Annotated in this window: 21 protein-coding genes; 9 read left to right on the top strand and 12 right to left on the bottom strand. The window is 46.9% G+C overall.

Going from position 1 to position 24,863, the window contains the following annotated elements:
* Positions 1 to 25 precede the first annotated feature (25 nt).
* Complete coding sequence (locus B5Z18_RS12955; protein ID WP_079469752.1) at positions 26 to 649, bottom strand: polysaccharide deacetylase family protein; 624 nt, start codon at positions 647 to 649, stop codon at positions 26 to 28.
* Between the two features lie 148 nt (positions 650 to 797).
* Between B5Z18_RS12955 and gltX the strand changes: the two genes are divergently transcribed.
* Entirely contained in the window at positions 798 to 2,327 is a 1,530-nt protein-coding gene (gltX, locus tag B5Z18_RS12950) for a glutamate--tRNA ligase (protein ID WP_079469751.1), read from the top strand.
* Between the two features lie 54 nt (positions 2,328 to 2,381).
* On the opposite strand, the gene vapC is transcribed toward gltX, so the two are convergent.
* From vapC to B5Z18_RS12935, 3 genes are all read right to left on the bottom strand, one after another.
* Positions 2,382 to 2,792, bottom strand: coding sequence for a type II toxin-antitoxin system VapC family toxin (vapC, locus tag B5Z18_RS12945; RefSeq protein ID WP_079469750.1), 411 nt, complete (start codon positions 2,790 to 2,792; stop codon positions 2,382 to 2,384).
* A gap of 2 nt (positions 2,793 to 2,794) precedes the next feature.
* Positions 2,795 to 2,986: a type II toxin-antitoxin system VapB family antitoxin gene (locus tag B5Z18_RS12940; protein WP_079470074.1), complete on the bottom strand. Its 192-nt coding sequence runs from the start codon at positions 2,984 to 2,986 to the stop codon at positions 2,795 to 2,797.
* Positions 2,987 to 3,083: 97 nt separating this feature from the next.
* The gene (locus B5Z18_RS12935; protein ID WP_079469749.1) at positions 3,084 to 4,754 is read right to left on the bottom strand and encodes a glutamine--tRNA ligase/YqeY domain fusion protein; all 1,671 of its coding nucleotides are present in this window, start codon (positions 4,752 to 4,754) and stop codon (positions 3,084 to 3,086) included.
* 93 nt (positions 4,755 to 4,847) lie between these two features.
* Between B5Z18_RS12935 and B5Z18_RS12930 the strand changes: the two genes are divergently transcribed.
* The 7 genes from B5Z18_RS12930 to B5Z18_RS12900 all read left to right on the top strand — a co-directional run bounded on the left by B5Z18_RS12930 (position 4,848) and on the right by B5Z18_RS12900 (position 11,584).
* On the top strand, positions 4,848 to 5,267 hold the full coding sequence (locus B5Z18_RS12930; protein WP_079469748.1) for a cobalamin B12-binding domain-containing protein: 420 nt from the start codon (positions 4,848 to 4,850) through the stop codon (positions 5,265 to 5,267).
* Between the two features lie 93 nt (positions 5,268 to 5,360).
* The gene (locus tag B5Z18_RS12925; RefSeq protein WP_079469747.1) at positions 5,361 to 6,191 is read left to right on the top strand and encodes a hypothetical protein; all 831 of its coding nucleotides are present in this window, start codon (positions 5,361 to 5,363) and stop codon (positions 6,189 to 6,191) included.
* 95 nt (positions 6,192 to 6,286) lie between these two features.
* The gene (locus B5Z18_RS12920; RefSeq protein WP_079469746.1) at positions 6,287 to 7,033 is read left to right on the top strand and encodes a porin family protein; all 747 of its coding nucleotides are present in this window, start codon (positions 6,287 to 6,289) and stop codon (positions 7,031 to 7,033) included.
* 26 nt (positions 7,034 to 7,059) lie between these two features.
* A complete protein-coding gene (locus B5Z18_RS12915) occupies positions 7,060 to 8,235 on the top strand; it encodes a S41 family peptidase (RefSeq protein WP_079469745.1) in 1,176 nt (391 codons plus the stop codon).
* 43 nt (positions 8,236 to 8,278) lie between these two features.
* The gene (locus B5Z18_RS12910) at positions 8,279 to 9,055 is read left to right on the top strand and encodes an enoyl-CoA hydratase/isomerase family protein (protein WP_079469744.1); all 777 of its coding nucleotides are present in this window, start codon (positions 8,279 to 8,281) and stop codon (positions 9,053 to 9,055) included.
* Positions 9,056 to 9,107: 52 nt separating this feature from the next.
* On the top strand, positions 9,108 to 10,508 hold the full coding sequence (gene fumC, locus B5Z18_RS12905) for a class II fumarate hydratase (RefSeq protein ID WP_079469743.1): 1,401 nt from the start codon (positions 9,108 to 9,110) through the stop codon (positions 10,506 to 10,508).
* A gap of 86 nt (positions 10,509 to 10,594) precedes the next feature.
* Positions 10,595 to 11,584, top strand: coding sequence for a 2-hydroxyacid dehydrogenase (locus B5Z18_RS12900; RefSeq protein ID WP_079469742.1), 990 nt, complete (start codon positions 10,595 to 10,597; stop codon positions 11,582 to 11,584).
* Here B5Z18_RS12900 and B5Z18_RS12895 read toward each other — a convergent pair.
* The 8 genes from B5Z18_RS12895 to B5Z18_RS12860 all read right to left on the bottom strand — a co-directional run bounded on the left by B5Z18_RS12895 (position 11,567) and on the right by B5Z18_RS12860 (position 24,290).
* The gene (locus tag B5Z18_RS12895) at positions 11,567 to 12,496 is read right to left on the bottom strand and encodes a sulfite exporter TauE/SafE family protein (RefSeq protein WP_079469741.1); all 930 of its coding nucleotides are present in this window, start codon (positions 12,494 to 12,496) and stop codon (positions 11,567 to 11,569) included. The genes B5Z18_RS12900 and B5Z18_RS12895 overlap by 18 nt on opposite strands.
* Before the next feature lie 73 nt (positions 12,497 to 12,569).
* On the bottom strand, positions 12,570 to 15,428 hold the full coding sequence (locus tag B5Z18_RS12890) for a TonB-dependent receptor (protein WP_079469740.1): 2,859 nt from the start codon (positions 15,426 to 15,428) through the stop codon (positions 12,570 to 12,572).
* Between the two features lie 674 nt (positions 15,429 to 16,102).
* Complete coding sequence (locus tag B5Z18_RS12885) at positions 16,103 to 16,756, bottom strand: lipoprotein signal peptidase (RefSeq protein ID WP_079469739.1); 654 nt, start codon at positions 16,754 to 16,756, stop codon at positions 16,103 to 16,105.
* 60 nt (positions 16,757 to 16,816) lie between these two features.
* Positions 16,817 to 19,321 (bottom strand): bifunctional UDP-N-acetylmuramoyl-tripeptide:D-alanyl-D-alanine ligase/alanine racemase, encoded by a 2,505-nt coding sequence (locus B5Z18_RS12880; protein WP_079470073.1) that lies wholly within the window; start codon positions 19,319 to 19,321, stop codon positions 16,817 to 16,819.
* 57 nt (positions 19,322 to 19,378) lie between these two features.
* Entirely contained in the window at positions 19,379 to 20,332 is a 954-nt protein-coding gene (locus tag B5Z18_RS12875; protein ID WP_079469738.1) for a TerC/Alx family metal homeostasis membrane protein, read from the bottom strand.
* A 125-nt stretch (positions 20,333 to 20,457) separates the two neighbouring features.
* Positions 20,458 to 22,161, bottom strand: coding sequence for a gliding motility-associated ABC transporter substrate-binding protein GldG (gene gldG, locus B5Z18_RS12870; protein ID WP_079469737.1), 1,704 nt, complete (start codon positions 22,159 to 22,161; stop codon positions 20,458 to 20,460).
* A gap of 21 nt (positions 22,162 to 22,182) precedes the next feature.
* Complete coding sequence (gene gldF / locus B5Z18_RS12865; protein ID WP_079469736.1) at positions 22,183 to 22,923, bottom strand: gliding motility-associated ABC transporter permease subunit GldF; 741 nt, start codon at positions 22,921 to 22,923, stop codon at positions 22,183 to 22,185.
* 173 nt (positions 22,924 to 23,096) lie between these two features.
* Positions 23,097 to 24,290: an IscS subfamily cysteine desulfurase gene (locus B5Z18_RS12860; protein WP_079469735.1), complete on the bottom strand. Its 1,194-nt coding sequence runs from the start codon at positions 24,288 to 24,290 to the stop codon at positions 23,097 to 23,099.
* Positions 24,291 to 24,422: 132 nt separating this feature from the next.
* Here B5Z18_RS12860 and mce point away from each other — a divergent pair, with 132 nt between their 5' ends.
* On the top strand, positions 24,423 to 24,824 hold the full coding sequence (mce, locus tag B5Z18_RS12855) for a methylmalonyl-CoA epimerase (RefSeq protein WP_079469734.1): 402 nt from the start codon (positions 24,423 to 24,425) through the stop codon (positions 24,822 to 24,824).
* Positions 24,825 to 24,863 lie beyond the last annotated feature (39 nt).

The raw sequence follows: 24,863 nt of genomic DNA, 5'->3' as shown, positions 1-24,863 counted from the left end.
CATTTATCAGCAACAGTTATTATAATTATAAGATTGCTGCTACTTCAAATTTTTGCTTCCTGCAATACTCCAGCACCCGCGGCAGCGCATATTCCAGCCGGTCCCAGGCTTTGGTGCTGTCGTGAAATACTACAATAGATCCCGGCTGCAATTTGAATACTACGTTCTGCACACAGGCTTCTCCGTTGATCTGCGTATCGAAATCACCACTGAGGATATCCCACATAATAATTTTAGCGCCCGGAATTTTATTCCTGATCTGACGGATCTGGAAGGGAGTAATCCTGCCATAGGGTGGTCTGAACAACGGGGAGGCAATATATTTTGCCGCTTCCAGCACGTTTTCAAGATATTTTTCGGTGTTGGTTTTCCACCCGTTCAGATGGTTATGGGTATGATTGCCGGTGGTATGCCCTGCTTCCAGGATCTGCTGATAGATAGCGGGATACTCCACCACGTTTTTCCCGATACAGAAAAAAGTAGCTTTGGCGTTGAACTTTGCCAGTTGCTCCAGCACAAAGGGCGTTGCCTGCGGATGCGGGCCATCATCAAAAGTAAGATATACCTTATTACCTGCCGGAGACAGATTCCAGACACAGCTTTTATATAAGGCTTTCAGGATGCCGGGAGTTTTAGTAAGATAGAACATATAGCCTTTGGCTTTTTAGCGATGAGCTTTAGTACCGCAATATACTTAATGTCTGTTAGCAGGACTTCGTATTAAAAAATTTTAATCTCCCAATATCTCCGGGTACAATAACTCCCACCTAAAAGCTAAATCCTTATCTTTGCGGCCTATGGATCACAAAAAAGTAAGAGTGCGTTTTGCGCCCAGTCCTACTGGTGGCCTACATCTTGGAGGTGTACGCACTGTATTGTTCAACTATTTATTTGCGAAGCAGCATAAAGGCGATTTTGTGCTGCGTATAGAAGATACAGACCAAACCCGTTACGTTCCCGGAGCGGAAGAGTATATCAATGAATGCTTGCGTTGGTGCGGCCTTACTCCTGATGAAAGTCCGGAAGCAGGCGGACCGTTTGCGCCTTACCGTCAGAGTGAGCGTAAGCATTTATACCGTCAATATGCAGAACAGCTGGTAAAAGCCGGTCATGCTTACTACGCTTTCGATACCCCGGAAGAACTGGAAAGTATGCGTGAGCGCCTGAAAACGCCGGAGAATCCTTCTCCCCAGTACAACCATATTGTACGGGCAAAAATGCGTAATTCCCTTACACTTTCCGATGCAGAAGTACAGGAACTGCTGGTGAAGAATACGCCGCATGTGATCCGCATAAATATGCCTGCCAATGAAGAAATTACTTTTACCGACCTGGTTCGTGGAGAAGTAACCTTTCATACCTCGCAGGTAGATGATAAAGTTTTGCTGAAAGCAGATGGTATGCCTACCTATCACCTTGCTGTGGTAGTGGACGACTATCTCATGAAAATTACCCATGCTTTCCGTGGAGAAGAGTGGCTGCCATCGGCGCCGGTACATCTCCTGTTGTGGAAATTCCTGGGTTGGGAAGCGGATATGCCGCAATGGGCGCATCTTCCACTGATCCTGAAACCGGATGGCAATGGTAAACTGAGCAAACGCGACGGCGATCGTTTAGGCTTCCCCGTATACGCCATGAACTGGACAGACCCTGTGAGCAAAGAAGTAACGAAAGGTTTCCGTGAACGTGGTTTCCTGCCGGAAGCATTTATTAATATGCTGGCTATGCTGGGCTGGAACGATGGTACCGAACAGGAAATTTTCTCCCTGGATGAACTGATCCGGAAGTTCTCCCTGGAACGTGTACATAAGGCCGGCGCTAAATTCGATTTTGAAAAAGCCAAATGGTTTAACCATCAGTATATTCATCACAAAGACAATGAAAGCCTGGCAGCCTTGTTCCAGCCCGTGCTGGACGAAAAGGGCGTTACTGCCGATCCGGCTTATGTAGCTACCGTAGCAGGGTTAGTAAAAGAACGCTGCTATTTTGTAAATGAAATATGGGATCATGGATTTTTCTTCTTCCAAAGCCCTGACAGCTATGATGAAGCTGCAGTGAAACCAAAATGGAATGCCGATAAAGAAGCATTTTTCCATGCATGGTCTGAACAGCTGGAGTCATTGTCTGCCGCTCCCGCAGCCGATCTGGAAGCCGCGTTCAAAGCGTTGGCTGCTGAAAAGAATCTTAAAATGGGAGATGTGCAACTGCCGTTCCGTATTATGCTGACCGGTGGTAAATTCGGCCCTCCTGTATTTGATATTGTGGCTACGCTCGGTGTAGCGGAAACCCGTAACAGGATTGCAAAGGGACTGGAGGCGTTTAAGTAGAATTGTTATTAGTTTCAAATAGATTAAGGCTAAGCGATGAAGAGTCGCTTAGCCTTAATTATTTCTCCACGTTTTTAATCCTGAATATGTGCTGATCAGCTCAAAGTCGCTGTCGTTGTGCACCACTTCCAGATCAAAGCTCAAAGCATAAAAAGCGATTACGCAATCGTTGCTTTTGCGAATGGTAACACCTTTTTTGCGGAGTGAGCGGAATAATGCAGAGGCGCCCATAGCGACAGCCATATGGGCTATTTCCAACTTGGTGTGCCAGGATAGAATATCCTTCATTTTTTTGTGTTGTGCATCATCTCTGATTCCTTGTAAAAATTCCTGCGCAACAACAGGAACAAGCGGTGTTTCAAACTTATTTTTCAGATAATAGCTTAAAAGAAGGGTTTGCGGAGTTTCTTTTCTTTTTGCATAGTCAATCCAAACGGATGTGTCAAAAATGAGTGGGTTATTCATAACTACTTATACTTTTCATTTAAGTTATCATCCCAATAAATTTTACCTTTCATATCAAGGAGTTCCCGGTTCTTAACGCCTAAGATATATTCCCTCAGCGCCTCGTTTACCACTTCCTCTTTGGTTTTACCCTTGTTAAGCTTCATCGCTTCTTTGATCAGCTTATCATCTAAATCTATATTGGTTTTAGCCATATAAAGTGATTTACTATAAATAAAAATACATATAATAATACACATAAAAAGGCCGGACAGTAACTGCCCGGCCTTCACTATTTTTTAAAAAAAATATTTATTTTCCTTTGGCGCTTTCCTTAGCCCATGCGTCTTTCAGCGTTACAGTCCTGTTGAACACCACTTTTTCAGAAGTACTGTCTTTATCCACTACAAAGTAACCTTTGCGCAGGAACTGGAAACGTTCACCGGGAGTAGCCTTCAGCAAACCTGGTTCTACATACGCCTGTTTGATGATGTGCAGCGAATCCGGGTTGATGAGCGTTTTGAAGTCGGCTTCTTCTGCCTGTGGATTTTCCACGGTAAAGAGGCGGTCGTAAATCCGTACTTCGGCGGTGGCAGCATGTGCTGCGCTTACCCAGTGAATGGTGCCTTTAACGGTTAAGCCGCTCTGGTCGCCGCCACTTTTGCTTTCGGGCAGGTAGGTGGCGTAAATGGTAGTGATATTGCCGTCGGCATCTTTCTCAAAGCTTTCGCCTTTGATGATATAGGCATTTTTCAAACGTACCATCAGGCCGGGACCGAGGCGGAAGAACTTTTTAGGAGGCGCCTCCATGAAGTCTTCCCGCTCAATGTACAGGGTATTGCTGAAAGGCAGGGTACGGGAGCCTGCGTTTTCATCTTCCGGGTTATTGTCGGCGGCCATTTCTTCTACCTGTCCTTCGGGGTAGTTGGTGATCACCAGTTTTACCGGGTCCAGTACTGCCATTACGCGGTTGGCGGTTCTGTTCAGCTCTTCGCGGATACAGAATTCCAGCAGGCCGAGTTCAATCATGTTATCACGTTTCTGTACGCCTACACGTTCGCAGAGCTGGCGGATGCTGGCGGGCGTGTAACCGCGGCGGCGCAGGCCACTGATGGTAGGCATGCGGGGATCGTCCCATCCGTTTACATGACCTTCTTCCACCAGTTGTTTCAGTTTTCGTTTACTCATCACCGTATAAGTGAGGTTTAAACGGGCAAACTCGTACTGGCGGCTGGGGAATATGTCCAGTTCTTTGATGAACCAGTCGTACAGCGGGCGATGCGGAATGAACTCCAGTGTACAAATGGAATGGGTAATATGTTCGATGCTATCGCTTTGTCCGTGCGCAAAATCATACATCGGGTAGATGCACCATTTGTCGCCGGTACGGTGGTGATGGGCATGTTTAATGCGATACATGAGTGGGTCGCGCATGTGCATGTTAGGCGAAGCCAGGTCTGCTTTGGCGCGGAGTGTTTTTTCCCCGTCTTTGAATTCGCCTTTGCGCATCCGCTCAAACAGGTCCAGGTTTTCCGCTACAGAGCGGCTTCTGGCCGGCGTGGGGGTGCCGGGTACGGTGGGGGTACCTTTGGCAGCGGCAATTTCATCGGCGCTGGCATCTTCTACATAGGCCAGTCCTTTTTCTATCATTTTTACGGCAAATGCGTAGAGTTGTTCAAAATAGTCGGAGGCATACAATTCCTTCTCCCACTCAAATCCCAGCCAGCGGATATCCTCTTTGATAGAATCCACGTATTCAGTATCCTCTGTTACCGGGTTGGTATCATCGAAGCGGAGATTGGTTTTTCCATTGTATTTCTGGGCCAGTCCAAAGTTCAGCACAATGGATTTGGCATGACCTATATGCAGGTAGCCATTGGGTTCCGGCGGAAAACGGGTCAGTACCCTTCCGTCATTAACGCCGTTCGCTATGTCTTCTTCAACAATTTGTTCTATAAAGTTGAGGGATCTTTCTTCGCTCATAATGATTTTATCTTGGACGGCAAATGTACAAAAAAGCCGAGAGCTTAAGCTTTCTGCTTTTTCGTACATTTACTTCCTTAATATGATAATGGTATGGTCAACCCGTTAAATCGTCCTGTTCGTGTATTGGTAGCTAAAGTGGGCCTGGATGGCCACGACAGGGGCGCAAAAGTAATTGCGGCAGCACTGCGGGATGCCGGAATGGAGGTAATATATACCGGCTTACGCCAAACCCCGGAAATGGTGGTGAATGCTGCCCTGCAGGAAGATGTGGACGCTATTGGCATCAGTATCCTCTCCGGCGCCCATATGACCGTATTCCCCAAGATCATTGCCCAGATGAAAGAAAAGGGTATGAACGACGTACTGCTTACCGGTGGCGGTATTATCCCCGATGCCGATATGGAAACGCTGCAGGAAATGGGGGTAGGAAAACTGTTCCCTCCCGGCACCAATACCAAAGATATTTCCGAGTATATCACCGGCTGGGTGGCCAGTCACAGGAATTTTTAAAAATATTTCCCTATTGCCGTAACATTTTCTGAACCGGGTCGTCTTTAGTGGAAATAGTCCACCAAATATCTAAAAAACCATAACACCCGTATTATGAAATGTAAGTTATGCCCGTTGTTCCTGCTACTGTTGACGTTGTGTTGTAGTGCATTTGCCCAGGATAAAAAAGATTCAGCCAATGCTGCTGCCCCCGCCGATACCACCGGCGCAAAAACCGTTTTTTCCATCATTTTCGGAAAATATCCCAAACACCGGGAAGGGATATACGTAACCCACGGTGGCGACGGTCCCCTGCTGTCCTTTGCTTCTATGAAAGAAAACGGGGAGCATATGCGCAATATCCCGCGGTTTACCCTCTTTTTTAATGTGGGCTCTAACTTTAATAAAGACTTCTCCAAAAACTTTGGTGTGTTTACAGGCATCAACATCAAGAATATTGGTTTGATCTCAAAACCTGCCGACTCCCTGAAACTGAAGCAGCGCGTATATACCATCGGTATTCCGGTAGGGATAAAGATCGGCGATGTTACTTCCGGCAGCTTCTTCTTTTTTGCCGGTGGAGAAATAGATATGGCTGTTAATTATAAAGAGAAACAATTTGTAGATGGCGATAAGGTCCATAAATTCAATGAATGGTTCAGCGACCGTACGCCGCTGCTGATGCCCTCCCTGTTTGCCGGGTTCCGCATTAACCCCGGCTTCGGACTGAAAGTGCAATACTACCCGCAGAATTTCTTTAACCAGGACTTTAAAACAAAAGATAAAGCCGGTAACTCCGTTTATCCTTATAAGAACCTAGAGGCAAATATGATGTTCGTTACCCTCGGATATAATTTCAGCGGTATCGATTACTTTAAAGTAAAGAGAAAAAGACACTATATGAAGATGAAAAACGGCAAAGCGGAGTTTGAAGTAAATTATTAAGAAATATATCCGCTATTTTTGGCAAACCGGAACTAATTGTAAAATTAGTTCCGGTTTTTTTTGTCGACAGCAGTTATCACCAAAATAAGAACCATATGAAACGGAAACTATGCTTATTCGTCGCGCTATTCCTGTGCGCGTATGGCGCCTATGCGCAATTTGAAGTCGGGATTTCAGGAGGCTACAACCGGAACTATCTGCATACCAGCACGGGGTACAGGGCCTTTACAAAGTATGAGGACCTGGGTGGGTTTGTAGTAGGGATTCCTATTCAATACCATTTCAACGATTGGTTCGCTATTGAAGCCGATCCTTCTTACATTCAGAAAAATTATGAGCAAAGCAGGGATCATTTCTTTGAAGGTATTTATCAAAAAAATACCAACAGTTATATCCAGCTGCCATTGATGGCGCATTTCTCTTTCGGAGGCAGTAAACTGAGAGGTTTTTTTAATGCCGGTGGTTATGCCGCCTATTGGATGAGCGGCCGCATTAAAGGCGCAATGGCCAACGTTTTTGACGATGGCCCGGAGATCCCGGACAATGAACAGGTGTACGATTATTTACAGTTTAACCAGGCTTACAAATATGATGAGAAGTATACCTTCGACAGCCGCCGCGATCGTCGTATTGAGCTCGGGCTGCTGGCAGGCGCCGGTATAGAATACCGGCTGCAGCAGAAATACCGTTTCTTTGTAGAAGCCCGCTATTATTACGGGTTATCGGATCAGCAGAAAAATTACATGATCAACCAGATCCCCCGCTACAACGATACTTACGTGCTCCAGGCCGGATGCATGTTTAACATCCGAAACATCTTCCACGGTTCTTCCGCAGAATAAATTTGTTAACAGTTAATCTTACTGAGATGAAACATCTTAATGTATATATTATTGCCCTGATCGCAGTATGCGTATCCGCTTCCTGCCGCAAAGACTTACCCGAAATAAACGATCCTGCCAACACCATCTCCGGAAATTTCAGCGAAGTATTTGACTCTTACTGGAACGGAATGAATAACAACTACGTGTTCTGGGATATAGATACCACCGATTGGGACCGGGTGTACAAACAGTATAAACCGCTGTTTGCAAAATTAAATCTCAATGATTCAACAGATGTCAGAAAAGGATATACTTATTTTAAGGAGATGACCGCCGGCCTGGTGGATTCCCACTACGATCTTACATTTAAAGATGCCTGGTTAGCGGATTCTTTCAGTATTAATCCGGCATACCAGCGTAAAGTGGCCAGCCCGGATTATCATGATCCTATCAGCATCTTCCACTTTTACAACGATGTGCCACGTGGGTATCTTGATGCCGGCGCTGTGAGAGGCTTTACCAATGTGGGTACAACCGCACAGTATGTAGCGGTTTCCGGTACTATCAACCAGGACATCCTGTATTTCTTTTTCAGCGGATTTAACCTGAAAACACTGTATAACACAGATACCGCCAATGGTGTGAAAACAGTAGAGCAGTATTTCTTTGATAAGCTGAAAAATACTGCCAACATTAAAGGAGTGATCATCGATGTACGTGGTAATGGCGGCGGAGATCTGGCAGACCTTAATTTTTTATTGGGAAGAATGATCGACAAGCAGCTGGATTTTGGTTATACCCGCTCCAAGCAGGGCAATGGCCGGCTGGATTATTCGCCGTGGGCGCCGGCTTTTGTAACGCCACAGGCAGGTGCACGGAATATTACGGCGCCTATTGTGATGCTGGCGGATGCCTGGTCCGTAAGTATGGCGGAAATGACCACTATGGCCGTGAAATCGCTGCCCAACGGACATTTTGTAGGGGAACGTACCTGGGGCGCCAATGGCCCGCTGACCAGCAACATATATTACAATGGCGGGCAGTTCTCCACTGATTATATCAACCTGGTGTATACTTCGTCGCTGATGCTGAAATACCGCGATGGGAAGATTTATGAAGGGGTCGGATTTCCGCCGGATGTAGAAGTGAAATATGATGCGGCCTCCCTGGAAACCGGTCGGGATAAGCAATTGGAGGCGGCTATCGGGCTGATTCGTTAGGTTATTGAATATTGCTTAATATTGATAAACTAAAATACGGCACATGTATCAGACGTTAAGCACACAATTGGAAAACAATATCCTCACCATCACCATCAACCGCCCGGAAAAGCTGAATGCCCTCAACCAGCAGGTGCTGGCTGATCTGGCGCTGGCTGTGGATGAAATATACAGCGACCGGCAAATCAAGGGCGCCATTATTACCGGCGCAGGTGATAAAGCTTTTGTGGCAGGTGCAGATATCAGCGAGTTTCTTACTTTATCAGATAAACAGGGAGAAGAGCTGGCCAAGAAAGGCCATGTGATTTTCCAGCGTATAGAAAACAGCCCTAAGCCCATCATAGCCGCGGTAAACGGCTTTGCACTGGGCGGGGGCTGCGAACTGGCGATGGCCTGCCACTTCCGGATTGCCAGCGAAAATGCAAAATTTGGCCAGCCGGAAGTAAACCTCGGGCTCATTCCCGGCTATGGCGGCACCCAGCGCCTTACGCAGCTGATAGGAAAAGGGAAAGCCCTGGAACTGATGCTCACCGGGGATATGATCAATGCCACTGAGGCACAGGCATGGGGACTGGTAAACCATGTTTTAAAGCCCGAAGAATTGCTGCCCAAAGCCACCTCCATCTTACAAAAAATACAAACAAAAGCGCCATTGGCAGTAGCCCGTGTAATTAAATGCGCTAATGCCGCACTGGATAAGGACCAGGATGGCTTTGAGATGGAGTTGAAAGAATTCGGGGCCTGCTTCGCTACAAAGGATCTGCAGGAAGGCGCCGCCGCCTTTATTCAGAAAAGACAGGCGAATTTTACAGGGGAATAGCTTGCTGCCCAACCCGTAAAGCCGTACTTTTGTAGCCTTAAAAGTTTAAGTCATGGAATTCAGAATAGAGAAAGACACAATGGGCGAGGTTAAAGTGCCTGTAAATGCCTATTATGGCGCTCAAACACAGCGCTCCATTGAAAATTTCAAGATCGCACAGGATATCAACAAAATGCCGAAGGAAATTATCAAGGCATTCGCTTACCTGAAGAAAGCGGCAGCTATCACCAACCTCGAAGCAGGTGTACTGCCTAAGGAAAAAAGTGATCTGATCGGTCAGGTTTGCGATGAAATCCTGGAAGGTAAACTGGACGACCAGTTTCCGCTGGTAGTATGGCAAACAGGCTCCGGTACCCAGTCTAACATGAACGTAAACGAAGTGGTGGCTTACCGCGCTCACGTAATTCATGGCGGTCAGCTTACTGATAAGGACAAATTTGTTCACCCGAATGATGATGTGAACAAATCGCAGTCCTCCAACGATACCTTCCCTACTGCTATGCACATCGCTGCTTACAAAATGCTGAAAGAAGTAACCATTCCCGGTATTACAAAGCTCCGCGATACGCTGGCGAAAAAGGCAGAAGCGTTTAAAAACGTAGTAAAAATTGGCCGTACCCACTTCATGGATGCTACGCCGCTTACACTGGGACAGGAAATCAGCGGCTATGTAGCCCAGCTGAATCATGGCCTGAAAGCGATCAACAATTCACTGGCTCACCTGAGCGAGCTGGCATTGGGTGGTACTGCGGTAGGTACCGGCATCAATACGCCTAAAGGTTATTCTGAGAACGTGGCAAAGAATATCGCCCTGTTAACCGGGTTGCCTTTTATTACTGCAGAAAATAAATTTGAAGCCCTGGCTGCACACGATGCCATTGTGGAAGCACATGGCGCGCTGAAAACAGTTGCTGTAAGTTTAATGAAGATAGCCAACGACATACGCATGCTCAGCTCCGGCCCACGCGCAGGTATCGGCGAAATTCATATTCCCGACAATGAACCGGGATCGTCTATCATGCCGGGTAAAGTGAATCCAACCCAGTGTGAAGCCCTCACCATGATTGCGGCCCAGGTAATGGGTAACGATGTTACCATCAGTATCGGCGGTTCCAACGGTCACTTTGAACTGAACGTATTTAAGCCGGTAATGATCTTCAACTTCCTGCACTCTGCACGACTGATCGGCGATGGCTGCGTAAGCTTCAACGATAAATGCGCGGAAGGCATCGAACCCATTGAAGCCAATATCAAAAAACATGTGGAAAATTCCCTGATGCTGGTAACTGCACTGAATACCAAAATTGGCTACTACAAAGCAGCTGAAATTGCGCAGAAAGCCCACAAGGAAGGAACTACCCTCAAGGAAATGGCCGTGAAACTGGGTTATGTAACCCCGGCTGAATTTGATGAGTGGGTAGTGCCTGCACACATGGTAGGAGAAATCAAGTAATAACAGATCATATTTATGGAAGAAGAGAGTCCCGCTAATAACGGGGCTCTTTTTTGTTACCTTCAATGCAAACAAGCCCAACGATCATGGATATACTCTTTTTCAGCGCGCAGCCATACGATATTCATTACTTCAACCAGGGCAACCAGCAGGGAGCGCACCGTTTCCGTTTCCTCGAGGCGCAGTTAAATGAAGATAATGCTGCCCTGATAAAAGATGAAGCGGTGATCTGTGTATTTGTGAATGATAAAGTGAATGCGACCGTCATCAACGAACTTCAGCAAAAAGGGGTACGTCTTATTGCATTACGTTGCGCCGGATTCAATAATGTAGATCTGAAAGCCGCCGCAGCAGCAGGGATTAAGGTGGTGCGGGTGCCTGCCTATTCGCCCCATGCGGTGGCAGAACATGCGGTGGCCTTACTCCTGGCACTGAACAGGAAAATATATAAATCGTATAATCGTGTACGTGATGGAAACTTTACATTGAGCGGACTGGAAGGTTTTGATCTCTTTGGTAAAACGATCGGCGTAGTGGGTACGGGTAACATAGGCGCAGTGTTTTGCAGGATCATGCTGGGCTTCGGCTGTAAGGTGTATGCACATGATATTTATGAAAACGAAGAGCTGGTAGAGTTAGGTGTAAAGTATGTATCGCTGGATACTATTTTTGCGCAGTCGGATGTGATATCGCTGCATTGCCCGCTGATGGAGAGTACACGGCATATGATTAATGCAAACTCTATTGCATCCATGAAAATGGGCGTAGTGCTGATCAATACCAGTCGTGGCGGATTAATAGATACTGCTTCAGTAGTAGCAGCGCTTAAAAACAGCCATATAGGCGCGCTTGGAATAGATGTGTATGAGCAGGAAGAACACCTGTTTTTTCAGAACTTCTCCGGAAGTATTATCCAGGACGATGTATTATCAAGATTAACCACTTTCCCGAATGTGCTGGTAACCGCCCACCAGGGCTTTTTTACAAAAGAAGCGCTTACGCAGATAGCAGAGGTAACGTTGAGCAATATACGTAGTTTTGAAAAAGAAGGCGTATTGCTAAACGAGGTGAAGTAGGGTAGCGATAATTGTACGCAGGCTCAGTATTATAATGAGGACGCCTACCATAATCATCAATGGTTTGCGCTTTATTCTCCGCACCAGGATGGCTGCAAACGGAGAAGCGATCACCCCGCCGATTACCAGTCCCACAATTACCTGCCAGCTGGATATACCCGTGAAGATCAGGAAGGTGGTGGCGCTGGAAAGTGAAATAAAGAACTCTGCTGCATTTACAGAACCAATGGTATAATGTACGGTACGGCCTTTACTCAGCAAGGTGGAAGTAACAATGGGGCCCCAGCCTCCACCGCCAATGGCGTCCATAAACCCGCCTGCAAAAGCCAGTGGTCCGAGTCTTTTTGTTTTGGTTTTTCTTTTATTTTTCTGGATGCCTTTCCGGATCACAATAATGCCGAGTACCAGCAGGTATGCACTGATAAAGGGTTTTATTACATCTCCGTCTATTTTGTCTGACAGCAGGTATGCGCCGGAGATGGCTCCGATCATTCCGGGGATCAGCAGGCACAAAAACAGTTTCTTATTAACGTTGCCCAGTTTAAAATGTGCGAATCCCGATGCGCCGGTGGTAAATACTTCTGCCACGTGTACACTGGCGCTGCTTACTGAAGGAGATACGCCCAGTCCCAGCAATAAAGAAGAGGAGGTAGCGCCGTAAGCCATACCCAACGCGCCATCTACCAGTTGTGCGCATAACCCCACCACAATATAAAACAGCAGCTCTGTTGTAAAAAGAGAATGAAAGAACCGGCGTACATCTCCCTGTACGGCGTCTGGTACTTCGTAGTAATAGAGGGCAATGAGTACGGTAGCCAGTAACAACGATACAACAGCGATCTGCCACCATTTGAAGGAGGATTGTGGCTTTTCGGTGACGGTGCCTGCAACAGCTGTTGTTCGTGTAGTCATACCAGTTATTTTATGTAGTTTTTAAAAACAGGGGATGCAGTTATATTACTGCACCCCTGTATCTCAGCAACTATTATTTCCTCTGAAAAACGTTGTCGTATGTTAACGCCAGGTAGTATAATCCACCGATGGTTGGACCGCCCACATACTGGAAGTATTTAGAGTTGAGAATATTGGAAGCACCCAGTTTAAAGGATGTTTTGATTTTTGGTACACGGTAGGTGATCTGTGCATCTACTGTGTTGTAAGAAGGCACGTCGCCGTTACCAAAGAGGTTCTGCCAGTAGAAAGTATTCTGCCAGTGCCAAACCACGTTGAAGCCGATGTTTTTGTACACGTTGCGGTTACCTAAGCTTACGTTGGTGAACCAGTCTGGTGTATTAAAGCCGGGGATCAACGCATCATCTTTTGTTTTGTCCTGCGCCAGTTTGTTGTAGTTGGCGTTACCGCTGATGGTGTAGTTTTTATACAGATCGTAGGTAACGGCCACCGCGAATCCGTAGTTGTTTACAGTGGATTTACTGTTGGTCCATACGCGGTAGCGATTCTGTAAAGACTTATCCAGCATCTGGTTCAGCACTGTTTGATCGGGATTGTTAACGTTACCTGTTTTAGGTACTACAGCTTCAATCTGACCGATGAAATGTTTGTAGGAGCTATAGTAGCCATCTACATCGACAAAGAGTTTGTTATCGAGCAGTACTGCTTTATAACCGGCTTCAAACGAAGTGATCTGTTCCGGAACGATGGGATCGAGGTTCGCTACTTTTAATATGCCTGCATTTTTTGCAGCGGCGGCATCTTTGGAGATGTGCTCGGCGTTGATGGTTTTATTTACTGCTACGCCAAATGCATCTACTGAGCTGGTGAGGAAAGAGTTTTTAAAGTAACCGAGTCCTTCTTCAATGAAAGCGAGTCCGCCTACACGTCTTACCTGGCCGTTGTTTACGAAGGAGTAAGCTTCAAACAGTGATGGGAAGCGGAATCCGTTTTGCCAGGAGAGGCGGAAGTTATGTTTGTCTTTGATGCTGTAAACTGCCGCGATACGTGGGTTTACTTTACCATCAAACTGTTCGTTTTTATCGTAGCGCAGGGAGCCGGTGAGCTTTAATGCATCGTTGAAGAACGTTTTGCTGATTTGTGCGAAGCCACCGTATTTGCCGTACCAGATGTGTTTACCGCCTGGCTCATTGCGTTTGTCGGCGGGGCGGGAGAAATCCACGAAGTTGTTGCCATCGGGGATAATTTCGTAGGTGCGGTAATCGGCGCCTACCAATACATCTGCGAAGTGGATGTATTTACGCAGGTTCCAGGTACCTTCCGTGTGGTAGAAGCGGCTCTTCTGGAGGAGAGCGGCGCCGCCACTGGTGTTTTCAGGGTTTTTGGAAGTAGGGTAAATATCCCAGTCGTTGATACTTTTTATTTTGGCTACCTGTGCATCAAATGCGGGGGTGCCGGGTGTCCATCTGCCGGCGTCTGCAAAGGCGCGGGCAGCGGCGTGTGCGGCCACCAGGTCGGAACCTGCGGTGAGCGCGTTGTTCAGGCCGGAAGTATAATCAGACAGCCATTTTTTATCTGTTTTGAATGACTTCTCCAGATTGTCGGCCAGGGGATTCATGTTATAGGAATCGCCGGTATTTTCAATGGAGATGTAGGACCTCACGGTAAAGTCGGGGTGTACGAGTTCCAGTTTACCGTTTTGTACGGTTACACCTCTGAGGCCGATACGGTTACCACGTTGGAAGAAGCCGTCCATTTCGCCGTAGCGGTAGGAAGCAGACAGTTCCAGTTTGTGCGGTAAGCGGAAATTGAAAGAAACGTCGGCTTTTTTATTCTTAACGGTAAAGTCGCCTACGATATCTTTTTCCCAATAGCCGGTGCGGTGCACGTTGTAAGCGCGTCCGTCTTTATCAATTACCTGGAGGTTGGAGTTATCGCCATATTTGTTCCAGGCGTCGTTGGCGATGTTGTTGGCGCCGCTGAGTTGTGGAAAGTCGGGGTTGGCTTTGGATTGCGGAGAAAAGTCGTTATGGCTGTCAGCGTACCAGTCGGTACCCTGCATGTAGCTCAGGTTAATTTTCCATGCAAACCAGGAAGAGTATTGCTGTGCATAGCGTACAGCCGTTTCCGTGAGTAATTTGGCGCCACCGTCGTCGCCAACGTGGTTTACGGCTACTTTCTGGTATACGCTTACGCCCTGGTATTGGAAGGGGTTTTTAGTGATGAGGTTGGACATTCCGTTGATGGCGTTCATGCCATACAGGGCGGAAGATGCGCCAGGAGTAACTTCCACGCTGGAAATATCAAGCTCCGTGGGGCCGATGGCGTTACCCAGCGGTACGCCGAGCGTAGCGGCCTGGTTATCCACACCATCTACCAGCTGCATGAAGCGGAAGTTGTTGGGAACGTTGAAGCCACGGGTGTTGAATACTTTGAAGGTAAGACCCGCAGTGGTCATTTGCACGCCTTTCAGGTTACCGAGGGCGTCGTAGAAAGTAGACGAAGGGGTTTCTTTCAGCGCCCTGATGTCCAGCTTTTCGATGGCTACCGGCGACCGGAGCAGTTTTTCCTGCTGACGGGAAGCGGATACTACTACTTCATTTACCAGCAGTGATTGTGTATATAACTGGATGGCCAGTTTGCTGCTGCTGCTTTTTACTTCAAACTCCTGGGGTTGATATCCTATGAGCCTGATTACCAGCTTCAGCGGAAATTTGGAGTTGGTGGTAACTTCAAAGCGGCCGGTGGTATCTGTTTGAGCGCCGAATGAAGTGCCTTTGATTTGTACGGAGGCACCGGGAAGCGCTACCCCGTGATCGTCTGTAATTTTACCCTGAATTACATAAGACCCGTTAAGTTGAGCGTGTACCAGTACCGGACTGAATACCAAAATTAAAAACAGGTATTTTGCCAGCATTAAAAACTTTTGCATGTGCTGTAAACATTATTGATTCTGGAATGATAAAAAATGATAAGGGGACCTTTTACGATGCCGTGCCGCAACATCGTGCTGAAAATGAATGATTTGTAAAAACGATTATCATATAGTCTATAGAATTAGTAGACAAATATAATCCGGGTATTTTTCATTTCAAAGCAAATGGGGGGATTATTTGGAAAAAGCAGGGCCGGGAACTGCGGCCAGGAGCGCAGTTGAGCTTATAACCTCTTCAGGGTGAAGGGTTTGCGGGCTGCGTTTTTTTTTGAAGAAGAATTGTTGCAGCATTGAATGAATATGCCCCTGTTACTTATCGCATACTTCTCCGATACTTCTTGGATACTTAGGAGTCGTCTATGTGTCGTATTCCCTATACAGTCCCTATACAGTCCCCATACAGTCCCCATACAGTTCCTATACTGTTCCCATACACTCCCCATACACTCACAATACACTTCCCATACACTCCCCATACACTTAGGGGTATTTGCAGGTGCCTGGCAAATTCGCTTTTTGAGCATTTTACGGAAAAAATCGAATAATCGACAAAATGAAAGACGGATATTTTGTTTGTCATCTCCCTAAGCCCATAAAAATACCAGCAGTGTCCGGCATAAAAAAAGCGTTCACCACCGGCGAACGCTTTTACATATAAGTAAGATAGTAATTTAAACTACGTGATCCTTTGCCACGGGATGTTCAACGGCTTTAGGCTGCATATGTTTTCCGAAAAACCGTTTCTGGAACAGCAGGATAGTGATTACGCCGATAGAAATAGCTGCATCAGCTACGTTAAATACCGGGCGGAAAAACACGAAGTAGTCGCCGCCTTTAAACGGCACCCATTTAGGCAGGTAACCTTCGTAAATGGGGAAGTACAACATATCCACCACGCGGCCGTGTAAAAAGCTACCGTAACCGCCGCCGGCAGGCATAAACTTCGATACTTCATACCCTATGCTATCGTTGAAAATAAGGCCATAGAACATACTATCTATCAGGTTGCCGGCTGCTCCTGCCAGGATCAGGGATCCACAAATCAGGAGGCCCGTGCTGTATTTTTCTTTGATAAGCTTTTTCATGTACACAAAACCTACCACTACAGCCACCAGGCGGAACAGGGTAAGAAGGATCTTCCCGAAGTCGCCTCCGAATTTAAGACCATAAGCCATTCCTTCATTTTCAATAAAATGGATCCGGAACCAATTGGGGAAAATCACAAACTCCTGTTGCATAAACATATGCGTTTTGATCCAGAATTTCAGTGTCTGGTCAATAACCAGGATCAGGATAACGATAAATACTACGTGACGATATTTCAACTGATATTAGAATTTTATCAAAAATAATAGTTTATTTCAAAGTCGAAGCCTGCAATATCATTATTCCTGGAAATATACCCTTTTTACGCGCTGTGAAATTCCTGTTAATATTTCATAGGGAATGGTTTCAGCCCAGGCGGATAGGTCCTGTACGGACAAGTCCTGGCCAAAAACAATGACTTCATCCCCTTCTTCTATATCCGGGATATGTGTTACATCGAGCATGAGCATATCCATAGCCACTACACCGGCCACGGGCGCCAGTTTGCCCCGTACCAGCATTTTGCCAACGCCCATACCCAGCCTGCGGGGATAGCCATCGGCATAGCCAATGCGTACGGTAGCGGTTACTGCGGGGCCTTTGGCTTCCCATTTGGCGCCATAACCCACGGTATCACCGGCTACCAGGTGTTTCAGCTGGGCCACGGTTGTTTTCAGGGTGCTTACATTGCGAAGCTGGTCCTGGATCCCGTTGCTGCTGTCGATTCCATACATGCCGATGCCGAGGCGTACCATATCCAGCTGCAGATCAGGATGGCGGCTGATAGCGGCGCTGTTGGCAATATGGCGGATCACGGTATAGCCCAGTGCCTTTTGCAGTTCATGGCTCATATCATAAAACAACCGGCCCTGCTGCTGCGTGAAGGCATCCTTGGCGGGATCTTCACTGGCGGCCAGGTGGCTGAAAATGGATTGTACTTTCATCAGCGGGGTGGCGGTGAGTATTTGTGCCAGCTCGGCAATTTCACTTTTCACAAAGCCCAGGCGGTGCATACCGGTGTCGAGCTTTATGTGAACAGGAAATTCCGTTTTACCTGCTGTGGTGATTTCTTCCATAAACTGCAGGAGGATCTGCATGGAATAGATTTCCGGCTCCAGGTTCCAGTGGAGGATGGCATCAAAGCTGGCGGGTTCAGGGTTCATGACCATAATAGGCATGGTAATGCCGGCCCTTCTCAGCTCTACTCCTTCATCTGCATAGGCTACTGCGAGGTAGTCTACTCCGTGAAACTGGAGGAGGTTGGCTATTTCAAAACTGCCGCTGCCATAGGAAAACGCTTTTACCATTGCCATTAATTTGGTGTTGGGCTTTAGCAGCGACTGGTACAGCTTTACGTTATGGGAAATAGCAGTGAGATTGATTTCCAGGATGGTTTGATGCGCTTTTTGTTCCAGCAGTTTGCCGATGCGTTCAAACTGGAAGATGCGGGAGCCTTTTACCAGGATGGTTTCATTCTGGAAGTCATCCGCATTGAATTGTTGTATGTATTCGTCGGTAGTGGTGAGGAACTGTGTTTTCAGTCCTTCTATCTGCTGGAAGCTTTTTTTCTCCCTGCCTATATTTTTACCTATGGCAATTAATTTATTGATGCCTTTCTTTTGCAGGAGATCTGCTACTTCTTCATACAGGGTAGCATCGCTTTTACCGCTTTGCAGGATATCGCTGAGGATAACGGTGCGGGTGGCGTGCTGCTGCTGTTGCTGGAGGAAGTCGAGCGCAATGGTTAAGGAGCCGAGATCCAGGCTGTAACTGTCGTTAATCACGGAGCAGTTATTGATCCCCTGTTTCAGTTCCAGGCGCATGGCAATATTGCTGAGCTGATCCATCCGTTGCTGGATAACGGATTGTTCTTTACCCATGTACAGCATGAGTGCCAGGCAGTGAATGGCATTTTCGATAGAGCCTTCATCCACAAAAGGGATCTGGAAATGCAGTGGTTCCTGTTTGTAGAGGGCATCTATGCGGGTATGGTTATCCAGTTTATCCACATTGGTAACCCGGAGGTCGGCATCTGTTTTCCGTGACCAGGAAAATAATTCCGGTCCGCCTTCCTGGTTTTCCTTTTTGCCTACCTGGTTGTGAAAGGCCAGCACACACTCATTGAGGGCAAGATAGTCTTTGCAGTAAATGAGAATATCGCTTTTGGCGAACAGCACCAGCTTTTCATTTATTTTCTGGCGGATATTTAAGAACCCTTCGCTGTGGGCTTCCCCGATGTTGGTGAAGATGCCGATGGTGGGGCGGATAATCTTTTCGAGGTTCACCATTTCACCGGGTTGTGAAATGCCGGCTTCAAAGATAGCCAGCTGGTGTTCCGGTTTCATTTGCCATACAGAAAGCGGTACTCCTATCTGGGAGTTATAGCTTTTAGGACTGCGAACAATATTGTAATCCTTTTCCAGCAGCTGGTACAGCCATTCTTTTACAATGGTTTTGCCATTGCTGCCGGTGATGCCAATAACGGGTATGTGGAACTGCTGCCGGTGAAAGGCTACCAGTGCATGCAGCGCCTGCAGGGTGTCTTTTACGAGAATGAAGGTGGCTTTAGGATACTTCTCCAGTGGCACTGGTTCACTCACCACAAAATTACTTACCCCTTTGCGGTACAATTCTTCAATGTATTGATGCGCGTTGCGCCGCGGGCTAACCAATGGAATAAACAGAGATGTTTCGGGGAAGCTGAGCTTCCTGCTGTCCAATAAAAGATGGTCAATTTCAGAAAATCCGGTCTCTTGCAACAATTCCCCTTTCAAAGTCTTGTTGATGCTTGCTGCGTTATACACGTTTATCAGGTTTGAATAATCACTTAGCTGCTGCAAAACTAATGTCTGCGCTGCTTTTTACTTCGCTTCTCCTTCCGGTACTTCTTTTTTCTGATGATAGAGAGAATAGAGGATGGAACCTCCCAGGCATAGCACTATCACTATTAATGATACATATACCGGTATTTGAATATCGTGCTTGTGCAAAAAATACTCAGCCAGCATTTTCAGTCCTATAAAAACCAGGACGATGGCAATACCCTGGGGCAGGTATTCAAATTTATCTACCGCTCCCCTCAGTAAAAAGAACAGGGACCTGAGTCCCAAAACCGCAAATATGTTAGAGGTATATACTACCATCGGATCACGTGATATGGCAAATACAGCCGGAATAGAATCTACCGCAAATAAGATATCTGTTACTGCCAACATCACTACAACCAGTGATAACGTAGTAAGATATGCCTTATTATGTTTACGGATCACAAACCTGCCTTTCGGCTCTTCCGTGGTTACCCGCATGTATTTATTCATAAAACGGTAAATCGCATTCTCCTCCGGTTTAAATTCATCATCATCTTTTGTGACAAACATTTTAATACCGGTGTAAATGAGAAACGCACCGAAAATGTATAATATCCATTCAAACTTTTGTATGAGCGCAATTCCCAGCCAGATAAATATGGCCCTGAAAATAATGGCCATCAGTATACCTATCAGTAATACCCGGGAATAGTACTCTTCTTTTATCTTAAAAAAACTAAAGATGAGTACAAACACAAAGATATTATCTATCGACAGGGATTTCTCCATCAGGTACGCGCTCAAAAAGCTGATGGCGGGTTCTGCGCCGTCTTCCAGCCACATGAACCCAAAAAAGAGCATAGATAAAACTACCCAGAAAATGCTTTGCCACAGCGCTGTTTTGAGACTTGTCTTTGTATTTTTCTTACTAAAAAAACCAAGGTCAAATACTAACGCCAGGATGATCACAATAAAAAATACCAGATATGTTATCTCTGTTTTTCCCACGTGATTGCATTTTATGAGCAGCAAAGATAGGAAAACGGCAGCTAGGTTTCCGGTTTAAGGTTGCCATTTCCATTAAGCATCCACTGCTATAAGCCCTGAAAGCCAGTGGCTTACAGCACTTCAGGCTATTCAGTAAATTTACGTTGACGTATAAACTGGAATACCATTGCAAATAATAAAACCAGTCCAACGGGCACCAGGAAACAGATCACCTGCCACTTGGTTTTTTCCTGCCGGATTTTTTCCCCATCCAGCAAACGCAGTGTCAGCTCCTTGTTCCGGGCTTCCATGATACCGCTGTTACCGCTGAGATATTCCAGGCAGTTGAGAAAAAATTCTTTATTGGCAAAGGCAAAGCCCGGGTTAAATTCGTTGATGCCCATTTGCAGCGGGCCTTCCTTGCGGGATACGGCATTGGCAATTACATCGCCATCGCTGACCACAATCATTTTGTTGATAGTATCAGCGGATTCTTTGAAAGACTGCCCGGATGCGTGGAACAGCTGATTCACCGCATCAGGGTTTTCCCGGTTGCGGAACAGGGAGGTGAACTTCCCTTCCAGCAAAACGGCTGTGGGCAGGTATTTTTGGCGGTATTCCCGCGGATTGGGTTGCGTTTTCACGATGTCCCAGCTCACCTGCGCCGGCAGCCGCGTAGTACGGCTGTTCCTGGAAGTGGTGAGCAGTATGGTTTTGCGGATGGCGTCGTTTTTTATGGTATCGATAGAACTTACAAAGCGGCTCAGCACCATATCCAGATTTTTTACAATGGGATGCGCTTTGGTAGGCATCAGCATCGGGAAATAAGGAAACGGCATGGGTTGTATCTGCGGCCGGTTGCCCACATTGCCCACTACCAACGGCACTACATCGCTTTGCAGATCCAGCACCAGGTCCTGGTTGATACGCACACCGTAGCGGAAGAGGAGATCTTCCAGGTTCAGTCCGCGATCCATCGCAAAAAATTCAGGATGTTCATGAAGACTGTCCATACTGGCGCTGGATTCATCGAGGAACCACAGCACCTTGCCCCCGTTCATTACGTATTGATCTATCTTGAACTTATCTGCATCCGAGAAGGCGCCTGCGGGTTTGGCAAAGAGAATGACATTAAAATCGCGGGGTATGTAGGACGCTGCCTGCAGGGTGAGGGTATCCAGCCCATAGCTGGTTTGAAGGGTGCTCAGTGCGTCGTATACTTCGGCGCCGAGCGATTCCCCATGGCCCAGCATATACCCTACGAGTGGCTTTTCCTTTTCCTGCAATTTGTGGATCGCGTAGGCAAACTGGTATTCCAGCAAGGCTTCCGAGCTGTTCATGGTTTGCAGGGGATCTTGCCCGCCCTGGTTTTTCAGGAGATTCACTCCTATTGTTTTGCCTTTGTAATGCACCAGTGCGCCGGGAAAGATCAGCTTCTCGGCGAAGCCGTCGTTGGCTTCCTGCTGTACTTTCATATTAAAAGGCATGATGCCCTGTGCGGTGAGTTCACCGAGGAACTTCATGCGTGCGGAGTCTGTGAGGCCCTGTCCCGGATTGATAAATGTAAACCGGAGGTTTTGTTTTCCGTATTCACGGAACTCTTCCAGTAGTTCTGACGTAGACTGTGCCAGCTGGCGGAAACTGGCGGGATAGTCGCCTTTGAGGAATACTTCAATTTCCACCGGGCTGTCCAGTTTGCGGAGCATTTGCCGGGTGCTGGCGGTGAGGGTATATCTTTTTTCTGCTGTCAGATCCCATCTGCCATGAAAGTAAGCTGCTGCTATATTGATGCCCGTGAGTACCAGTATTACTGCTATTGCACGTTGTATGTATTTTTTTCGTGTAGCCATGTTGTTTAGTAAGGACGGTTATTAACCGTTTTGCCAGAGTTTTCTTTGCAGGGATAATTTAGTAAGATAGAGCATCAGGCCAATGATGCTGATAAAATAAACAATATCACGGCTATCTATTACGCCGCGGCTGATGGAGGCATAATGAAATTTGATCCCTGCCATTTGCAGGTAGTAGTCGGCTCCGCCGCTGAAGGCCGGTATTTTGCTAACGGCATCGAAGCCGTTGTAAAGAATAAAGCAGGTAAACAGTGCGATGAGAAAGGCAATCATGGCATTATTGGTTAAGGAAGACGACCAGATGCCGGTGGCCGTGAACGTTGCTCCCAGTAGTAACAGGCCGATATAGGAACCGATGATACCGCCGGTATCAAGCAGCTGGTTATCTACACTTAATTGTTTTATGGCAAAATAATAAACGATAGTAGGAAGCAGGGAGATGGCTACAATGAGCAGGCTACCCCAGAATTTGCCCATTACAATCTGCCAGCCGGTGAGTGGTTTGGTGCTTAGTAATTCCATTGTACCGGTTTTGAATTCATCTGCGAAGCAGCGCATGGTAATGGCTGGAATGAGCAGCAGGTAAATGAGCGGCGCCAGGTTGAACAGCGGGTCCAGGTTGGCGTACCCGGTATCGAGTAAGCTGGTTTCCGGAAACACGAACAACATTAATCCATTCGCCAGCAAAAACAGTATGATGGCTACATAGCCTGTAACACTGCTGAAAAACTGGTTGATCTCTTTCTTAAAGATGGCTAGCATGAACAGTTTGTAAGGATTAGGATATTAGTAAAGATACAAATATAGGGTAAACGCTATTACCTTTCCGGCTATTGTATGGGAGGTTTTTAAGGGGCTTTATACCGAAGTATCCACGACGTATCTACGAGGCATCTACGAAGCATCCACGACGTTGACCCGGAGTAAAGGTGGACTTAAAGGTCTACGCCATCTTTATACATTTCCCATATGGGGCTGATGGTTCTCAGCTGGGTAACGGCGTCGGTAATGGTTTGGATGGTAAAATCTATTTGTTCATCTGTGGTAAACCGTCCCAGGCCAAAGCGGAGGGAGGCGTGCGCGAGGTCGTCGCTGAGGCCCATTGCTTTCAGCACATAGCTGGGCTCCAGGGAAGCCGAAGTACAGGCCGATCCGGAGGAAAGGGCGATCTTTTTATTAAAGCCCATCATGAGGGTTTCGCTTTCCACGTATTTAAACGAGAGGTTACAGGTATGTGGCAGGCGCTGCCCGGGGGCTCCGTTTAAATACGTTTGCTCTATTTCCAGCAAAGCCTTTTCCAGCCGGTTTCTCATGGGGAGGATGCGTTGCGTGTCGGCAGCCATTTCCTCCATGCACAGCTCGCATGCCTTTCCCAGTCCTACGATACCGGGCACATTCAGGGTGCCGGAGCGCATACCTCTTTCGTGGCCGCCTCCGTCGATCTGTGCAGTGAGTGTTACGCGGGGCGATCGTCTGCGGACATATAAAGCGCCTGTTCCTTTGGGTCCGTACATTTTATGGGCGCTGAGGGTAAGCAGATCTATGCCGTCGTTGTTTACATCTACCGGAATTTTTCCTGCTGCCTGGGTGGCGTCTGTCATAAACAATACTCCATGTTTCCGGGCAATATCGCTGATGGCGCGTACAGGGTTGATCACGCCGGTTTCATTGTTGGCGTACATCAGGCTGATCAGGATAGTTTTGGGAGTAATGGCGGCTTCCAGTTCGCTGAGGTCAATAAGTCCTTCGTGGTTTACCGGAAGCCAGGTTACCTGTGCGCCTTGTTTTTCGAGGTGTTTGCAGGTATCTATTACTGCTTTGTGTTCGGTGACGGCGGTAATAATATGATTGCCTTTGGTGGTATATGTTTCATATACTCCTTTGATGGCGAGGTTAACGGCTTCTGTGGCGCCGGAAGTAAAGATAATTTCTTTGGGTGTGGCGCCAATCAGTTTGGCTACCTGTTCACGGGCATTGTCTACCGCTTCCTCTGCAGCCCATCCCAGCGGGTGGCTGCGGCTTGCTGCGTTCCCAAATATTTCGGTGAAATAGGGCAACATAGCAGCTACTACCCTGGGATCGCAGGGCGTGGTAGCATTGTTATCGAGGTAAACGGGCAGCTGTAGCATATTGTCTTTCTGTTTATATTAAAGTCCGGGCCTAACAAATTTACGACATAAGTTCTATTTTTACCGGGTTAAGCATATTCCGAAAAAGCTGTACGGATACCGATTCCGTGCAGCTGTTAAACAGCTGTAAACATGCTCAGGGTAGAACATATAGGCATTGCCGTTAATAAATTATCTGTGTCCATTCCGCTTTTTGAAAAGTTGTTGAACACCCCTTGTTATAAGCAGGAGGAGGTGGATAGTGAACAGGTACAGACGGCTTTTTTCCGGCAGGGCGAAACCAAAATAGAGTTGCTGGAGGCAACAGGACCAGACAGTGCTATTGCAAAGTTCCTGGATAAAAAAGGAGAAGGGATGCATCACATCGCTTTTGAGGTAACGGATATTTATGCGGAAATGAAACGGTTACAGGAAGAAGGGTTTGTTTTATTGCAGGAAACGCCTAAAAAGGGAGCCGATAACAAACTGATCTGTTTCCTGCATCCTAAGCATAGTAACGGGGTTTTGATAGAAATTTGTCAGGATATCAAGTAAGCATTTACTTATATATTTAAAATATAAATAATAATATTT

Origin of the sequence: Chitinophaga ginsengisegetis (assembly GCF_900168065.1) — a bacterium.
Taxonomy (GTDB): domain Bacteria; phylum Bacteroidota; class Bacteroidia; order Chitinophagales; family Chitinophagaceae; genus Chitinophaga; species Chitinophaga ginsengisegetis.
The sequence above is the reverse complement of the archived record's forward strand: the minus strand, read 5'-3'. Positions and strand labels throughout refer to the sequence as shown.

Bases quoted from the DNA above. Each gene is read 5' to 3' on its own strand.
- B5Z18_RS12955 (WP_079469752.1), bottom strand. From the start codon at position 649: ATGTTCTATCTTACTAAAACTCCCGGCATCCTGAAAGCCTTATATAAA.
- gltX (WP_079469751.1), top strand. From the start codon at position 798: ATGGATCACAAAAAAGTAAGAGTGCGTTTTGCGCCCAGTCCTACTGGT.
- vapC (WP_079469750.1), bottom strand. From the start codon at position 2,792: ATGAATAACCCACTCATTTTTGACACATCCGTTTGGATTGACTATGCA.
- B5Z18_RS12940 (WP_079470074.1), bottom strand. From the start codon at position 2,986: ATGGCTAAAACCAATATAGATTTAGATGATAAGCTGATCAAAGAAGCG.
- B5Z18_RS12935 (WP_079469749.1), bottom strand. From the start codon at position 4,754: ATGAGCGAAGAAAGATCCCTCAACTTTATAGAACAAATTGTTGAAGAA.
- B5Z18_RS12930 (WP_079469748.1), top strand. From the start codon at position 4,848: ATGGTCAACCCGTTAAATCGTCCTGTTCGTGTATTGGTAGCTAAAGTG.
- B5Z18_RS12925 (WP_079469747.1), top strand. From the start codon at position 5,361: ATGAAATGTAAGTTATGCCCGTTGTTCCTGCTACTGTTGACGTTGTGT.
- B5Z18_RS12920 (WP_079469746.1), top strand. From the start codon at position 6,287: ATGAAACGGAAACTATGCTTATTCGTCGCGCTATTCCTGTGCGCGTAT.
- B5Z18_RS12915 (WP_079469745.1), top strand. From the start codon at position 7,060: ATGAAACATCTTAATGTATATATTATTGCCCTGATCGCAGTATGCGTA.
- B5Z18_RS12910 (WP_079469744.1), top strand. From the start codon at position 8,279: ATGTATCAGACGTTAAGCACACAATTGGAAAACAATATCCTCACCATC.
- fumC (WP_079469743.1), top strand. From the start codon at position 9,108: ATGGAATTCAGAATAGAGAAAGACACAATGGGCGAGGTTAAAGTGCCT.
- B5Z18_RS12900 (WP_079469742.1), top strand. From the start codon at position 10,595: ATGGATATACTCTTTTTCAGCGCGCAGCCATACGATATTCATTACTTC.
- B5Z18_RS12895 (WP_079469741.1), bottom strand. From the start codon at position 12,496: ATGACTACACGAACAACAGCTGTTGCAGGCACCGTCACCGAAAAGCCA.
- B5Z18_RS12890 (WP_079469740.1), bottom strand. From the start codon at position 15,428: ATGCAAAAGTTTTTAATGCTGGCAAAATACCTGTTTTTAATTTTGGTA.
- gldG (WP_079469737.1), bottom strand. From the start codon at position 22,161: ATGGCTACACGAAAAAAATACATACAACGTGCAATAGCAGTAATACTG.
- gldF (WP_079469736.1), bottom strand. From the start codon at position 22,923: ATGCTAGCCATCTTTAAGAAAGAGATCAACCAGTTTTTCAGCAGTGTT.
- B5Z18_RS12860 (WP_079469735.1), bottom strand. From the start codon at position 24,290: ATGCTACAGCTGCCCGTTTACCTCGATAACAATGCTACCACGCCCTGC.
- mce (WP_079469734.1), top strand. From the start codon at position 24,423: ATGCTCAGGGTAGAACATATAGGCATTGCCGTTAATAAATTATCTGTG.